The organism is Microbispora sp. GKU 823 (assembly GCF_002027145.1).
Taxonomy (GTDB): Bacteria; Actinomycetota; Actinomycetes; order Streptosporangiales; family Streptosporangiaceae; genus Microbispora; species Microbispora siamensis.
The window spans coordinates 1-14,904 of the sequence record NZ_MWJN01000062.1 but is presented as its reverse complement, the minus strand read 5'-3'; the positions used below and the strand labels follow the sequence as shown (position 1 = coordinate 14,904).

Annotated in this window: 11 protein-coding genes; 6 read left to right on the top strand and 5 right to left on the bottom strand. The window is 74.6% G+C overall.

Going from position 1 to position 14,904, the window contains the following annotated elements; genetic code table 11:
• Nucleotides 1–186: 186 nt before the first annotated feature.
• Nucleotides 187–2,241: a histidine kinase gene (locus B1L11_RS27895; protein ID WP_256862950.1), complete on the top strand. Its 2,055-nt coding sequence runs from the start codon at nucleotides 187–189 to the stop codon at nucleotides 2,239–2,241.
• 14 nt (nucleotides 2,242–2,255) lie between these two features.
• Here B1L11_RS27895 and B1L11_RS27890 read toward each other — a convergent pair whose 3' ends face one another.
• Complete coding sequence (locus tag B1L11_RS27890; RefSeq protein ID WP_079317652.1) at nucleotides 2,256–3,218, bottom strand: DUF5937 family protein; 963 nt, start codon at nucleotides 3,216–3,218, stop codon at nucleotides 2,256–2,258.
• A 72-nt stretch (nucleotides 3,219–3,290) separates the two neighbouring features.
• Here B1L11_RS27890 and B1L11_RS27885 point away from each other — a divergent pair, with 72 nt between their 5' ends.
• The 4 genes from B1L11_RS27885 (at nucleotide 3,291) to B1L11_RS27870 (ending at nucleotide 9,981) form a co-directional block, all read left to right on the top strand.
• Nucleotides 3,291–4,496: an MFS transporter gene (locus tag B1L11_RS27885; RefSeq protein WP_218671353.1), complete on the top strand. Its 1,206-nt coding sequence runs from the start codon at nucleotides 3,291–3,293 to the stop codon at nucleotides 4,494–4,496.
• A 71-nt stretch (nucleotides 4,497–4,567) separates the two neighbouring features.
• Complete coding sequence (locus B1L11_RS27880) at nucleotides 4,568–6,592, top strand: sensor histidine kinase (RefSeq protein WP_079317650.1); 2,025 nt, start codon at nucleotides 4,568–4,570, stop codon at nucleotides 6,590–6,592.
• A 92-nt stretch (nucleotides 6,593–6,684) separates the two neighbouring features.
• Nucleotides 6,685–8,181, top strand: coding sequence for a BTAD domain-containing putative transcriptional regulator (locus tag B1L11_RS54185; protein WP_079317636.1), 1,497 nt, complete (start codon nucleotides 6,685–6,687; stop codon nucleotides 8,179–8,181).
• Nucleotides 8,182–8,232: 51 nt separating this feature from the next.
• Complete coding sequence (locus B1L11_RS27870) at nucleotides 8,233–9,981, top strand: NAD+ synthase (RefSeq protein WP_079317744.1); 1,749 nt, start codon at nucleotides 8,233–8,235, stop codon at nucleotides 9,979–9,981.
• Here B1L11_RS27870 and B1L11_RS52105 read toward each other — a convergent pair.
• From B1L11_RS52105 to B1L11_RS27855, 4 genes are all read right to left on the bottom strand, one after another.
• Entirely contained in the window at nucleotides 9,978–10,295 is a 318-nt protein-coding gene (locus B1L11_RS52105) for a hypothetical protein (RefSeq protein WP_256862949.1), read from the bottom strand. The genes B1L11_RS27870 and B1L11_RS52105 overlap by 4 nt on opposite strands.
• Nucleotides 10,296–10,511: 216 nt before the next feature.
• Nucleotides 10,512–10,757, bottom strand: coding sequence for a hypothetical protein (locus tag B1L11_RS52100; protein WP_256862948.1), 246 nt, complete (start codon nucleotides 10,755–10,757; stop codon nucleotides 10,512–10,514).
• A 13-nt stretch (nucleotides 10,758–10,770) separates the two neighbouring features.
• On the bottom strand, nucleotides 10,771–12,321 hold the full coding sequence (locus B1L11_RS27860) for an ABC transporter permease subunit (protein ID WP_079317634.1): 1,551 nt from the start codon (nucleotides 12,319–12,321) through the stop codon (nucleotides 10,771–10,773).
• Entirely contained in the window at nucleotides 12,318–13,256 is a 939-nt protein-coding gene (locus tag B1L11_RS27855) for an ABC transporter ATP-binding protein (RefSeq protein WP_079317632.1), read from the bottom strand. The genes B1L11_RS27860 and B1L11_RS27855 overlap by 4 nt, the downstream gene beginning before the upstream one ends.
• Nucleotides 13,257–13,994: 738 nt before the next feature.
• Here B1L11_RS27855 and B1L11_RS27850 point away from each other — a divergent pair.
• Nucleotides 13,995–14,904, top strand: a 910-nt coding sequence (locus B1L11_RS27850) for a sensor histidine kinase (protein WP_256862947.1), incomplete at its 3' end; no start/stop codon positions are given.

Sequence of the window (14,904 nt, the reverse complement as noted above, 5' to 3'; positions counted from 1 at the left end):
GCGGCTCACCGGGGAGCGGGGACCGCGGCTGCGCCCGGAGGGCCGGGCGGATACGGTGACGGACATCACACCGAACAAAACGCGTGGCCGGGTCGTCGTTGCTGTTGATCCGGCGTTGATCGCGTGTCGACCCGCGCGCCTTACCTTGCCGGCATGCCGGTGCACAACCCGAAGGAGCCCCCGTCCGTGGCACGACCGCTGCTCGACTCCGCGGAACCCCGGCCGCGGCGGCTGCGGGCGCTCGACTGGCCGGGCCGGGTGCTGGCGCTCGGGCCCGCCGTCGCGGTGGCGATCGCGGCCGTGGCGATCTGCCTGGAACTGGCCGACATCTGGGTGACCGCCCAGTTGCCGGACTCCCCCTACACGCCGCTGCCGTTCGCGCCCGAGGACGTGGCGGGCACGACGTTCCCGATCTTCGGCGCGCTGCTGGTCATCTCGCGGCCCCGGCTGCTGCTCGGCTGGCTGCTGTGCCTGGGCGGCCTGGGCTCGGCCGCCAACATCCTCGCCGCCAACACGGCGGCCCTGCTCGTCCTCAACGGGGGCCATCCGCTGGTCCACCCGCTCTGGGTGTTCGCCGACGGCGTGTGGAACCTCACGACGTACGCGCTCGGGGTGCTGCTGCCCCTGCTCTATCCCACCGGGCGCATCCTGTCCAAGCGGTGGTGCGTGCCCGGGGGCGTGACCGCCGCGGCCCTCGCCCTCGACTGGCTGTGCTCGCTGATCGCCCCGTCGAGCGTGCGCACCGGCTACAACGCGCTGGAGGTGGCGGCCTTCGCGCCGTACTACCAGGGCACCCGGCAGGTGATGCACACGGTCGTCGCGGTGGGCATGGCGCTGGCGTTCTCCTCGCTCGTCGTCCGCTTCAACCGGGCCGACGGGATCGAGCGGCGCCAGATCCTGTGGCCGCTGGTCGCCATGGCCGGGGTGGTGATCCCCTGGGTGATCGGCTATCCGGTCTGGTGGACGGCCTCGCTCACGCTCCCCCTGGTGCCGGCCGCGATCGCGGTCGCCGTGCTGCGCTACCGGCTGTACGGCATCGACACGCTGATCAGCAGGGCCCTCGTCGGCGCGGGCCTGGTCGGCGTCGTGGCCGCCGTCTACGTGCTCGTCGGAGCGGGCTCCAGCCTGGTCCTGTCCGGCGTCGACCGGTTCGCCGGTCTGGCCGCGGCCCTGTTCGCCGGCGCGTTCTTCCACCCCATCCGGAGCGGCCTGCAGCGCCTCGTCGACCGCGCGCTGTACGGCAGGGGCGGCGACCCGCTCGCGCTCGCCGCCGGGCTGCGGCGGCGGCTGCAGCACGCCGACCCCGCGCACGCCCTGCTGGCCGCCCTGGAGGTGCTGCGCGAGGGCCTGTCGGTCACCGGCCTCGCGGTGGAGATCGACGGGACCGTCACGACGAGCGGGCGGCCCGGTCCCGTGACGCGGGAGGTGCCGCTGGTCTGGCACGGCGAGCCGGTCGGCCGCCTGCTCATCGGCCCGCCGGGCGGGCGCCGTTTCCCCGCCGCCCACGACGAGCGCGTGATCGCGGTGCTGGCGCCGTACGTCGCCGACGCCGCGCACACGGTGACGCTGACCACGGCGCTGCAGCGCTCCCGCGAGCGCATCCTGACGGCCCGGGAGGAGGAACGGCGGCGGCTGCGCCGCGACCTGCACGACGGGCTCGGGCAGACGCTGGCGTCGATGGCGATGACGATCAACATGGCCCGCCACAGTCTGGAACGGTCCCCGGAGACGGCCGACTCCCTGCTGCGGGACCTGCGCGAGGGCATGAACAGCGTCACCGCCGACGTCCGCCAGCTCGTGTACGGCCTGCGTCCCCCCGCGCTCGACGACCTCGGGCTGGCGGGAGCCGTACGGGCCCTGGCGGAGGAGGCGCGCCCGGGCCTGGCCGCGGGCGCGGAGTCGGTGGCCGAGGTCGAGGTGACCGGGGACCTGGCCGGGCTGCCCGCCGCCGTGGAGGTCGCGGCCTACCGCATCGTGCAGGAGGCGCTGACCAACGTGCGCAAGCACGCGCGGGCCAGAAGCGTGCGCGTGGTCCTGCACAGGAACGGCGAGCTGCGGGTCGTCGTGGCCGACGACGGCGTGGGACTGCCGCCGGGCCGCAGGTCGGGCGTGGGCATGAGCTCGATGGCCGAGCGGGCGGCCGAGCTGGGCGGCACCTGCGCCGTCACCTCCGAACCCGGCTGCGGGACGACGGTCACCGCCCGGCTGCCCGCCGTGCCCGCCCCGCCCGGCCTGGTCTGATCGGCAGGGCGTGATCAGCAGACGGCGGCGAGCGACTCTCCGACGGGTGTCCGCCGGTAGAGCACCTCGCGGCCGAGCCGCCGCCGCGCCACCAGGCCGGCGTCGGACAGCACGGCGAGGTGCTGGCTGACCGCGCCGGGCGTGAGGCCGAGCCGCCGGGCGAGCCCGGTGGTCGAGCCGGGCTCGGCCAGCGCGGTGAGCACCTGCGCCCGGGTGCGGCCGATGAGCGCGGCCAGCGCCTCGGGCGTGCAGGGCGTGCCGTCCGACCAGAGCGTCCCCACACCCCGCGCCGGGTAGCACAGCATCGGCAGGTACGGCTCGTACATCACCCAGACGTCCGGCCAGGAGAAGGCGCTCGGCACGAGGACGAGGCCGTCCCCGCCGAGGTCGCCGTCGTAGGCGCAGTTCTTGGCCGTGACGAGCCGGTCGCCGTGCCAGGCGACGCCCGGGTGCAGGTCGGCGAACAGCTCGCGCACTCCCCCGGCCGCCAGCGTGCGGGCGCGCCACATGACGTCGGCCTCCAGCAGCGCGCGGATCCCGGGCCAGAACTCCTCGAACGCGACCGTCCAGTACTCCCGCAGCTGGCCGGCCACCCGCCGCACGCCCTCCGCCGGGTCGTCGGCGAACCGCCGCAGCGCCGCGGGATCGGGCGTCTGCACCCAGACCATCTCCTCGTACGCCGTGGCGGGCGGCGTGGCGCGCACCCGCTCCAGCTCGTCGGCGAAGTCCGGCAGCGGGGTGTCGGGCGTCGGGGTGAGGAAGTCGGGTATGTAGCCGCTCACCGGGACCAGCGCGAACAGATCCCTGAGATCCACCTCACGCAGGCGCGGCCGTACGGCCCGCAGCCACGGCAGGTGCAGCGAGTGGCGGCCGGGGGCGCGCAGCACCCGGAGGCTGGCGACCAGCTCCCACATCGGGGAGAACGCGAAGCGCAGCCGTGCCACGTCGTCCGGCGTGAACCGCCACTCCACCGCCACGGCCGCTCCCCATGTTTCAGCCAGGGCTAAAAGATTGGCACGACGCATCCCGATTGTCCAAGGGTGGACGCCGTGACCACTGTGATCAGCAGGCCCGGCTTCATCCAGTCGAAGGTCGGCGGCCTGCCCCGTCCGTTCTGGGTGCTGTTCGGCGGAACGTTCGTCAACCGGCTCGGCACGATGGTGGAGCCGTTCATCGGCATCTACCTCACGCAGGCGCGCGGCGTCTCCCTCGCCACCGCCGGGCTGGTGATGACGATGTTCGGCGTGGGATCGCTGCTGTCGCAGCCGGTCGCCGGATGGCTGGCCGACCGTCTCGGGCGCCGGGCCACACTCACGGGCGGCATGGTCGCCACGGCCGTCACCATGATCGCGCTCGGCTACACGACCAGCGTGCCGGGGCTCGTCGTGGGCATGCTCGTGCTGGGCATCGTGGTGGACGCCTACCGGCCGGCGTCGCAGGCGATCGTCGCCGACCTGGTGCCGCCGGAGGACCGGCCCCGGGCGTTCGGGCTGCTGTTCTGGGCGATCAACCTCGGCTTCTCGGTCGCGATGGTGGCCGGAGGCTGGCTCGCCCGTTCCGGCTTCACGGTGCTGTTCTGGGTGGACGCCGTCACCTGCCTGGTCTTCGGCCTTCTCGTGTGGCGGGCGATCCCGGAGACCCGCCCGGCACGCGAGGACGCGCAGCCCGGCCGGTTCGCCGACGTGCTACGCGACCGGCTCATGCTGGTCTTCGTGCTGGCCAACCTGGCCTACGCGCTGGTCTATCTGCAGGCGTACAGCACGCTGCCGCTCGCCATGACCGGGCAGGGGCTGCCCACGAGCGCGTACGGCATGGCGATGGCGGTCAACGGCCTGCTGATCGTGGTCGTCCAGCCGCTCACGAACGCGTGGCTGGCCAGGTTCGACTCGTCCAAGGTGCTCGCGGCCGGGTTCGCGCTCGTCGGGCTCGGGTTCGCGCTGACCTCGCTGGCGTCGTCGGCGGCCGGGCACGCGGCGGCGGTGGCCGTCTGGACGCTCGGCGAGGTGCTCACGGCCGGAATCCCCGGCGCGATCGTCGCGGCGCTCGCGCCACCTCACCTGCGCGGGCGTTACTCGGGCCTGTACGGCCTGGCCTGGTCGGCCGGCTCCCTGCTCGCGCCCCTGGTGGGCACCCGGCTGCTGGCCGCCGCCCCCGGGCTGGTGTGGCCCCTGTTCGGCGGCCTCGGCCTGCTCGCGGCAGCGGGCCAGCTCCTCATCGGCCGCGCCGTCCGCCGCCGCTCCGCCCGGGCCGCCTAGGCCCACGGGGGCTCACCCACTGGCCGTTTCCTGGTCAGAGCGGAACGGGACAGGACATAATCCATCCCAGGATGGACGAGAACCCCCCAGCCTTTCCCGCGCGGGCGGTGGCCTGGGTGATGGCGGCCGTGGCACTGGTCCTGACCCTCGTGGGGGTGCTGGTCCAGATCCGCATCCCCGCGGAGTGGCAGCCGCACCCCCCGCTCACGCCGGACTTCGGCGTCGCGCTCACGTTCCCGCTCACGGGAGCGTTCCTGGTGTCCCAGCGGCCCCGGCTGAGCATGGCGTGGCTGATCAGCGTGGGCGGCCTGCTGGGGTCGGCCAACGTGTCCTTCACCGCGCTGATGTTCCACTGGGCGTCGCAGGGCGACATGGGGGCGGCCATCACGGCCCGGGCGGTCCAGCTGACCTGCTGGGCGGTGGGAGGCCTGCTGCTGGCGGTCCTGGTCCCGCTCTACTCGCCCACCGGGAGGCTCCCCTCCCGTGGCTGGCGCGTGGTCGTCGCCGCCGGCGCCGTCGCCACCCTCGCCGAGGTCGTCCTGGGGCTGCTGCGGCCCGATCCCGATCCCGCGGACTACCCTTGGCCGACGGTGATCCACAACCCGCTGCAGGTCAGGGGCCTCGTCCCGTACTACGGCACGGCCTGGACCGTCCTCCAGTACGTGATCCAGGTCTGCGTGGTGGCGGCGCTGGCCTCGCTCGCGCTCCGGCTGCGGCACGCCGACCCCGTGACGCGGCGGCAGATCGCCTGGCCGCTGTCCGTCTTCGCCGTGTACGTGGCGCTGTACCTGCTCGGCCCGGCGATGTGGCTGCCAGCGACGCTGTGGACGGCGCTCATCCCGTTCGCGATCCTCTTCGCGGCGCTGCGCTACCGGCTGTACGGCATCGACACGGTGATCAGCCGGACGTTCGTCACCGCCGGGCTCCTGGGCATGATCAGCGCCGTCTACTTCGGGGTGGGAGCGGCCTCCAGCCTGGTCGTCTCCGGATATCACCAGGTGGCCGGGCTCGCGGCGGCGCTGTTCGCCGGCGCGTTCTTCCAGCCGCTGCGCCGCGTCCTGCAACGCGTGGTCGACCGCGCGCTGTACGGCCGGGTGGGCGATCCGGCGCTGCTCGCCGAGCGGCTGACGCAGGAGGTGCGGCGGGCCGACCCCGCCGACGCGCTGGCGTCGGTGGTGACGGTCGTGCGCGAGGGCCTGGCCGTGGAGGGGGTCGCCGTCGAGATCGCCGACGGCAGGCCGCGGTACGTCGAGAGCGGCCAGACCGGCCCGTCGCCCCGCGAGGTGCCGCTGGTCTGGCACGGCGAGCCGGTGGGCCGGCTGCTCGTCGGCCCGCCGGGGGCCCGGCGGTTCGCCGCCGCCCACGACGAGCGGGTGCTCGCCACGCTGCTCCCCTACGTGGCCGACGTGGCCCACGCCGTGCGGATGGCCGCCGACCTCCAGCGCTCGCGCGAGCGCATCCTCGCCGCCCGCGAGGAGGAGCGCAGGCGGCTGCGCCGTGACCTGCACGACGGGCTCGGCCAGACCCTCGGGGCGATGGCGATGACGATCAACATGGCCAGGATCAGCCTGGCCAAGTCCCCGGACACGGCCGACAACCTGCTGCGGGACCTGCGGACCGGCATGGACGCGGTGGCCGGCGACATCCGCGAACTCGTGTACGGCCTGCGGCCCCCGGCCCTCGACGACCTCGGGCTGGAGGGAGCCGTACGGGCGCTGGCGGAGGAGACGCTGCCCGCGGGGACGGACGGCGTCGAGGACGTCTCGGTGCGGGTGGACGGCGACCTGGCCGGGCTGCCCGCCGCCGTGGAGGTCGCGGTGTACCGCATCGTGCAGGAGGCGCTGAACAACGTGCGCCGCCACGCGCGGGCCGCCCGGGTGAAGGTCCGCGTCACGCGCTCCCCGGCCGGGGACGGCGGCGGCGAGCTGCGGGTGACGGTCGCCGACGACGGCGTCGGCCCGCCCGCCCGGCTGCGCGCGGGGGTCGGCCTGTCCTCGATGCGCGAGCGCGCGGCCGAGCTGGGCGGAAGCTGTGTGGTCACCGCGCCCGAGACCGGCGGCACGGTCGTCGAGGCCCGGTTCCCCCTCGCCGCCTGAGCGTCCGCCCCGCCGGCCTCGCTCGCCTCGTGACCCAACCGAGAGGCGCACGGCACGACCGGGAGGGCCACTGCCTCTACGCTTACCGTGCGATGGTGACTTTTCGTGCTCTTGGGCCGTTCGAAGCGATTTCCGATGGCGAGACGCTCGACCTGGGCGGCCAGCGGCAACAGGCCGTGCTCGCCCGGTTGCTCGTGGCCGGAGGGCGCGCCGTACCGGTGAGCGTGCTGATCGACGAGCTGTGGCCCGGCGAGCCGCCCGCCCAGGCGTTGTCCACGATCCAGGGGTACGTCTCCCGGCTGCGGCGGGCGCTCGAACCGAACCGCGCGCCGCGCGAGGAGGCAGGCGTCCTGGTGTCGGCCCCGCCCGGCTACGCGCTGCGGGCGGCCGTCGAGGACGTGGACTCCTGGTGCTTCGAGCATCTGGTCAAGAGCGACCACGAGGGCCCGGCGGCGACGCTGGAGCGGATGGAGACGGCCCTCGCCCTGTGGCGCGGGCCCGCGCTCGCCGGGTTCCAGGAGCTGGCCTGGGCGCAGGCCGAGGCCACGCGGCTCGACGAGCTACGTCTGCTCGCCGTGGAGCGCCGCGCGGACGCCGCGTTGCGGCTGGGCCGCACCGGCCCGATGATCCCCGACCTGGAGGCGCACGCGTCGGCGCACCCGCTGCGGGAGGAGGCCTGGCGGCTGCTCGCGCTCGCGCTCTACCGCGCCGGGCGGCAGGGTGACGCGCTCGGCGCGCTGCGGCGGGCCAGGGAGGCGCTGCGCGACGAGCTCGGGCTCGACCTCGGCCCCACCTTGCAGCGGCTCGAGCAGGACATCCTCGTGCAGGCCGAGCATCTGGACGCCCCCGACCCGGCCGCGGGCGGACCTTCGATCGGGGCCTCGGAGGCCGCGCCGTCCACGCCGTCCGCGGCGGAGGGGGCGGCCGCCCGTGCGGCGGCCCTGCGCGTGCTGATCGCCGACGACCAGGCGCTGGTGCGCACCGGTCTCAAGGTGATCCTCGACAGCGAGCCGGGGCTCGACCTCGTCGGGGAGGCGGAGAACGGCGAGCAGGCGATCGCGCTGGTCCAGTCGGTGCGGCCCGACGTGGTGCTCATGGACATCCAGATGCCGCGCCTGGACGGCCTGGCGGCGGCCCGGCGGATCCTCGCGGCGGAGGCGCCACCGAAGGTGATCATGATGACCACCTTCGGCACCGACGAGAACCTCTACGCCGCGCTGCGGGCCGGCGTGAGCGGCTTCGTGCTGAAGACCTCCGCCCCCGAGCAGCTCATCGCGGCGATCCGGGCCGCCGTCGCGGGCGACGCGCTGCTCGACCCGGCGGTCACCACGCACCTCATCGCGGCCTTCGCCGGGCGGCGCGACCCGGCGGCGCCGGAGGGCCTGTCCGACTCCGACATCGACCTGATCAAGCTCGTCGCCCGGGGCTTCACCAACCGGCAGATCGCGATGACGCTCGCCGTGCCGGAACAGGAGGTCGCCGACGAGGTCACGGCGCTGCTGCGCGGCCTCGGCCTGGTCGACCGGGCCCAGCTCGTGGTCCTGGCGTACGAAAGAGGGCTGGTCAGCCCCGGGTCACCCGGCGCCTGACCCTTATCGTCGCTTTGACGACAACTAATCGGACACCTTAGGGTGGGGACCGTGGCTCAACTGCGTATCGCTCTCGCCCAGACCAATCCGGTCGTCGGTGACATCGCCGGCAACGCCGACATGCTCGTCGAGTGGACCCGCAGGGCCGCCGAGCGCGGCGCGCACCTCGTGGTGTTCCCCGAGATGTTCCTGACCGGATACCCCGCCGAGGACCTGGTGCTCCGGTCGTCGTTCGTGGAGGCGTCGATCACGGCGCTGTCGAAGGCGGCCACGCGACTCGCCGACGAAGGGCTCGGCGATCTCCCCGTCGTGGTGGGCTACCTCGACCGGGCCGACCTCGCCCCGCGCGTGGGACAGCCCAAGGGCGCCCCGCTCGACGCGGTCGCCCTGCTCCACGAGGGCCGGATCGTGACGAAGTCGGCCAAGCACCACCTGCCGAACTACGGGGTGTTCGACGAGTACCGCTACTTCGTGCGCGGCGACCGCCTGCCGATCTTCCGCCTGCACGGCGTGGACGTCGCCGTGGCCGTGTGCGAGGACCTGTGGCAGGACGGCGGCCCCGTCTCGGTCGTCGCCGAGGCCGGCGCCGGTCTGCTCGTCGTCCCCAACGGCTCGCCGTACGAGACGAACAAGGACGACGTGCGGCTGGAGCTGTGCGCGCGGCGGGCCCGCGAGGCGGGCTGCGCGCTCGCCTACGTGAACATGGTCGGCGGCCAGGACGAGCTGGTCTTCGACGGCGACTCGCTCATCGTGGACGCCTCCGGCGAACTGGTCGCCCGCGCGCCGCAGTTCGAGGAGGACCTGTTCGTCACCGACCTGGAGCTCCCGGAGGGCACGGGCGAGCTCGGCGAGTCGCGCCACGACGCCCACGACGGCACGGTCATCACGGTCGAGCGAGTGCTGCTGTCGGCCGCGCCGGTCGAGCCGTACGAGCCGGAGACGCCGGTCGTCGCCGAGCGGCTCGACGACCTGGCGGAGATCTACAACGCGCTCGTGCTCGGCGTGCGCGACTACGTGCGCAAGAACGGTTTCCGGTCGGTCATCCTCGGCCTGTCCGGCGGCATCGACTCCGCCCTGACCGCCACGATCGCCGCCGACGCCGTCGGGCCGGAGCGGGTCCACGTGGTGCTGATGCCCTCGCGCTACTCCTCGGACCACTCGATCACCGACGCGGAAGAGCTGGTGCGCCGCCAGGGGCTCAACTCCCAGGTCGTCCCGATCGCCGACATCGTCTCGGCGTTCGAGAAGGAGATCGAGCTGCACGGCCTGGCGGCCGAGAACCTGCAGGCCCGCGTGCGCGGCATGCTGCTGATGAGCCTGTCGAACGAGCACGGCCACCTGGTGCTGACCACCGGCAACAAGAGCGAGCTGGCCACCGGCTACTCCACCCTGTACGGCGACTCGGCGGGCGGGTTCGCGCCGATCAAGGACGTGCTCAAGAGCGTGGTCTGGAAGCTCTCGGAGTGGCGCAACGCCCAGCCCGGGCAGCCCCCGATCCCGGAAAACTCGATCACCAAGGAGCCGAGCGCGGAGCTGCGGCCCGACCAGCGCGACACCGACTCGCTCCCGCCGTACGAGGTGCTCGACCGGCTGCTGCGCGACTACGTCGAGCGGGACATGGGCCGCGACGAGCTGGTCGCGGCCGGGCACGACCCCGAGCTGGTCACACAGATCATCCGCCTGGTGGACCTGGCCGAGTACAAGCGCCGCCAGTACCCGCCGGGCCCGAAGATCACGCCCAAGAACTTCGGCCGCGACCGCCGCCTGCCCATCACCACCCGCTGGCGCGAGCGCCTCTAGGCCCGCACGTCGCGCGTCCGCAGCAGCAGCCAGGCGCCGAGCAGCGCGGCGGCCGCCCAGGCGGCCGCCACGCCGAGGCCCTCCCACGGGCCGATCGGAAGGTCGTCCAGGTGCGTGGTCGTCTGGACCGCGAGCCCGGCGTTCGCCGGCGTGACCTGCCAGAGGAGCCGCCGCAGGCCCGGATCGCCGATCATGAGCGGGACGAGCGGCAGCACGTACAGCAGGCCGCACACCACGCCGGCGGCGGTCGCGGAGTCGCGCAGGGTGGTGGCGGCGCCGAGGCTGAGCAGGGCGATCAGCGCGAGGTAGAGCACCGTGCCCGCCGCCGCGCGCAGCGTCGGCCGTCGGACAGGGAGGGCGGGGGTGGCCGTCGGCGGCCGTGAACCCGTTGCCCGGCAGGATGAGCCGCGCGGCGAGCACCGACGCGAGCACCGCGACCGTCCCTGCGGCCAGCGTCAGGCCGGTGAGGACGGCGGCCTTCGCGGCCAGGACCCGGCCACGGCGCGGCATCGCCGCGAACGTCGTGGCGATCATGCCGGTGCCGTACTCCCCGCTGACCGCGAGTACGGCCAGGACGGCCACGGCCGCCTGACCCGCCTGGACTCCGGCGAGGCCGAGCCGGCGACGTCCTGGTCGCAGCCCGTCGCCGGGCAGGACACGGTCGCGGCCACGGCGGCGCTCGCCGCGGCGGTGAGCACGACGACGGCGGACAGCAGCCAGGCCGTGCCCGGGGCGGTGCGCGTCTTGGTCCACTCCGCGTGCAGTTCGCGTCTCATGCGTCCCCCCTGCTCATGCGTCCCTCCTGCTCGTGCGTACGACGGCCAGGACGGCGGCGAGCGCCGCGTAGCCGCAGAGCACGGCGAGCCCGGCCAGGGGCGGCAGCGGATAGTAGCCGCCCTGGGGGCTGTAGTAGCCGAGCACCTGCGCGTACTCCGGGACGCTCTGCTGCGCCGCGAACCCGGCCGCCGGAGTGAGCCGCAGCAGCCACTGCGCCACGCCCAGGGGCAGGACCGAGGCGGTCGCGAGGATGTGGGGCACCACGACGAGCCCGGCGACGGCGGTGACCGCCGCGGCGCCGCGCCGAAGCAGGACGCCGCAGGCGAGGGCGAGGACCGCGACGGCCGCCGTCAGCATCGCGGCACCGGCCACGACCCGCAGTTCGGTGAGCGTGCTCACCGGGAGGACGGCGTTGCCGTTCGCCCGCAGGATGCGCGTGCCGACGGGAACGGTGACGCCGGCGGCGGCCAGGCCGGCCGCGAAGGCCACCGCGCCGACGACCAGCGCCTTGGCCGCGACCACCCGGCCCCGCCGGGGGGCGGCCAGGAAAGTGGTGCGGATCAGGCCCCGCCGCTGTTCCGCGGTGACGAACGACACCGCCACCACGATCACCGCGATCAGCCCGGCGACCAGGCCCGTGAGCGTGCTCTCGATCCGGGTGCCTTCCGCGCTCGGCGCGATGTCGCCGACCCCGGTGATCGTGAACGTGCCGCCGGACTCGGCGAACCTGCCCGGGTGGTGGGGTGTCCTGCCGTCGGCCTCGTACGCCACGCCGACGTCGTCGTGGCTCCACGTGCCGCCCGCCCGGCCCTCCACCCGCACCTGGTCGAAGACGGCGGTCGCCTCGGTGAACCGGACCTGGACGGACGCCCCGCCCAGGTCGCCTCTGCTCACCGTCAGGTCTCCGGGGGAGGCGACGAACATCCCCGCCTCCACCGTGGCGGGCAGCGCGGCCGGACGGGCCGTGCCGACCACGGTCCACCGCCTGCCGTCCACCGACTCGTAGCCGGTCAGGGTGCCGCCCGACCGGGTCAGCCGCAGCCAGCGCGGCGATCCCGGCGAGACGCCGCCCGGCGTGCCCGCGACGTCCCCGGTGAAGTCGTGCTGCATCCGCACGCCGTGCCGGGCGGTGACCATGACCGCGGCGTACGACGCGCCCTGGCGGACGCCGTCCTTGACCATGATTCCGGCCTTGGCCCACGGCACGACCCCGGCCACGACCCTGCGCGTCCCGGGGACGGCGTCGGGGAGCCTGATCTGCCCGGCCATGGAGTTCACCCGCACGGTGATCGAGCCATCGCCGTCCAACCGGCGGTGGACGAAGAAGAAGCGGTCGCTCACCGCCTCACCGCCCGGGCCGGTCGTGAGCGTGCAGGCGGTCTCGACGCCGTTCATGCCGCAGGAGGCGTGGCTGCCCGACGCGGACAGCAGCCCCAGCGCCACGACGAGCGCCACGGCGACGGCCATGCCGGCCACCCAGCCGCGTACGGTCCTGAACTTGGTCCATTCGGCGCGCAGCAGGTGCCGGAAGCCGTCGCGCCCGCCCGTCCTGTGGTCCGTCATGAGGTCGCCGTCTCGTCTCGGGGGGCCGTGGCGCGGAACTCGATCGCGTCCCGGGTCAGCTCCATGTACGCCTCCTCCAGCGACGCGCGGTGCGCGGCCACCTCGGAGAACGGCACGTCGTTCGCGCCGAGCAGGGCGACGATCCGCCCGGCCTCCAGCCCGGAGACGGTGAGCGTGTCGCGGTCCTGGACGGCCACCCTGGCGCCGGCGCGGGCCAGCACCTCCATCGCCTCCGGACGCGCGGTCGTGCGCAGCGTGACCCGCCCGTCGGAGGCGGCGGCGATCAGACCGGCGACGCTCGTGTCCGCCACCACCCGCCCCCGGCCCGCCACCACGAGGTGGTCGGCCATGTCCTGCATCTCGCTCATCAGGTGGCTGGACACCAGCACCGCCCGTCCCTCGGCGGCCAGTGCCCGCAGCAGGCCGCGGATCCACACGATGCCCTCCGGGTCGAGGCCGTTGACCGGCTCGTCCAGCATGAGGACGGGCGGATCCCCGAGCAGCGCGGCGGCGATGCCGAGACGCTGCCGCATGCCGAGCGAGAACCCGCCCGCCCTGCGCCGTGCCACGGCCCCCAGCCCCACCTGCTCGATCACCTCGTCGACCCGCCGCGCGCCCAGCCCCTGCGAGTGGGCCAGCCACAGCAGGTGGTTGCGCGCCGTACGGGACGGCTGCAGCGCGGCGGCGTCCAGCAGGGCGCCGACCTGGCGCAGCGGAGCCCGCAGGCTCCGGTACGGCCGGCCGCCGATCAGCGCGGAGCCCTCGTCGGCCGTGTCCAGGCCGAGGATCACCCGCATCGTGGTGGACTTGCCCGCGCCGTTGGGCCCGACGAAGCCGGTGACCCGCCCCGGCAGCACGCTGAAGGACATCCCGTCCAGCGCCAGTGTGCGGCCGTAGCGCTTGCGCAACCCGATCACTTCGATGGTGGCTTGCATGCCCGGCAGGTTAGGCGGCGGCGGAAAGGCACGGCGTCACGGCACGGAGCCATCTTCGCCGTCCCCGGCGTGAGGGACCTTCCATCCCTCTTGTGAGGGATGTCCGGAAAGGGAATGCCTGGGACAATGACCTCCCGTGGAGCGAGCGGACGGCCGGAGGAACATGCGGGTGCGGGCCCCGCGCACGCGGACATCCGCACTCCGCATGCGTGGCCGGGCATATGACAGGGCGTCCGTCCTCCGTGCGTATGGCCGGACGTCCGTCCTCCGTGCGTATGGCCGGACGTCCGTCCTCCGTGCGTATGGTTGGACGTCCGGCCTCCGTGCCTCGCACGCGCCCGTCGTGCTGGGCGTGCTCGCGGCCCTGCTCGCGCTGGCCGAATCGGTCGCCCACGCCCGCGGCGCGACGCCGCCGCCCATGTTCGGGCACGGCGCGACGGCGCCGCCCGTGTTCGGGCACGGCGCGACCCTGCCGGTGGGCACGGCCGCGGGCTCGACGATCACACCGCCCGCCGGTTCGGGCGCCGATCCCGCCGGGGCCTCGCTGCGTCTGGTCGCGTTCGCCCTGCTCGGCCTGGCCACCACGCTGCCGGCCGTGTTCCTGCCGGCCCAGCCGGCCGCCGCCGTGGTCGTCTGCGCGGCGGGCCTGCTGTCGCTCACGGCCTTCCGGACGCTCACCGTGGCGGGCGCGGCCGTCGTGGTGGTCTGCGTCTACCGGCTCGGTCGCACCGCAGCGCGGTGGCTAGGCCCTCACTCGCCGCGCCGTACGTCGTGGCGGCGCTGCTCGGCCTGCCCGCCTGGCCGCTGCCCCGCGGCATGGAGACGCTCGTCCCTGTCGAGGGTGAGACGCGCGTCCTCGTCCTGCTGCTGGCCTGCACCGCCCCGGCGGCGGCCCTGGCCGGAGTCGCCCGGCGGGCCGCGGGCGAGGCCGCGGACAACCTGGCCGCCCGGCAGGTCATCGCCGGCGCCCTGCTGGAGCACACCGCGCGCGGCGAGCGGGCACGCATCGCCAGGGAACTGCACGACGTGGTCGCCCACCACATCTCCATGGTCGCCGTGCAGGCGGAGACGGCCCGTGTCGCCGTGCCGGGCATGCCGTCCGCGGGGGCGGAGCGGTTGCGGGCGATCGGCGACACCGCCCGTGCGGCGCTGACCGAGATGCGGCGCCTGCTCGGCGTGCTGCGCGAGGACGACCGGGAACGGGCGGCGGACCTTCGCCCGCAGCCCGGCCTCCGGCTGGCCGAGCTGAACGCGCTGCTCGACGAGGCGCGCGACGCCGCGGGAACGGCCGTCCGCCTCGTTCTCAGCGGTTCCCCTGCCGTGCTCGACCCCGGGGTCGAACTCGCCGCCTATCGCATCGTCCAGGAGGGGCTCACCAACGCCCGGCGGCACGCGCCGGGCGCCGCCGTCGACGTGGAGCTGCACTACACCCGCGACGCGCTGCGGCTGCGCGTACGGGACAACGGCCCCGGCATCCCGCTCTCCCCCGGCGCCGCGACCGGCACCGGCGTACCGGGAGGTGGAGGCGAGTCCGGCGGTGGCGGCACATGGGGAGACGCGGGCATGTCCGAGCGGTGGGTCCGGCGGTGGCGGTACATGGGGAGGCGCGGGCATGTCCGGGGGCGCGGCCGGTCACGGACTGGCCGGG

Excerpts from the sequence above, each read along its gene's own strand:
- B1L11_RS27855 (WP_079317632.1), bottom strand. The coding sequence starts at position 13,256 with ATGCAAGCCACCATCGAAGTGATCGGGTTGCGCAAGCGCTACGGCCGC.
- B1L11_RS52100 (WP_256862948.1), bottom strand. The coding sequence starts at position 10,757 with ATGAGACGCGAACTGCACGCGGAGTGGACCAAGACGCGCACCGCCCCG.
- B1L11_RS27880 (WP_079317650.1), top strand. The coding sequence starts at position 4,568 with ATGGACGAGAACCCCCCAGCCTTTCCCGCGCGGGCGGTGGCCTGGGTG.
- B1L11_RS54185 (WP_079317636.1), top strand. The coding sequence starts at position 6,685 with ATGGTGACTTTTCGTGCTCTTGGGCCGTTCGAAGCGATTTCCGATGGC.
- B1L11_RS27860 (WP_079317634.1), bottom strand. The coding sequence starts at position 12,321 with ATGACGGACCACAGGACGGGCGGGCGCGACGGCTTCCGGCACCTGCTG.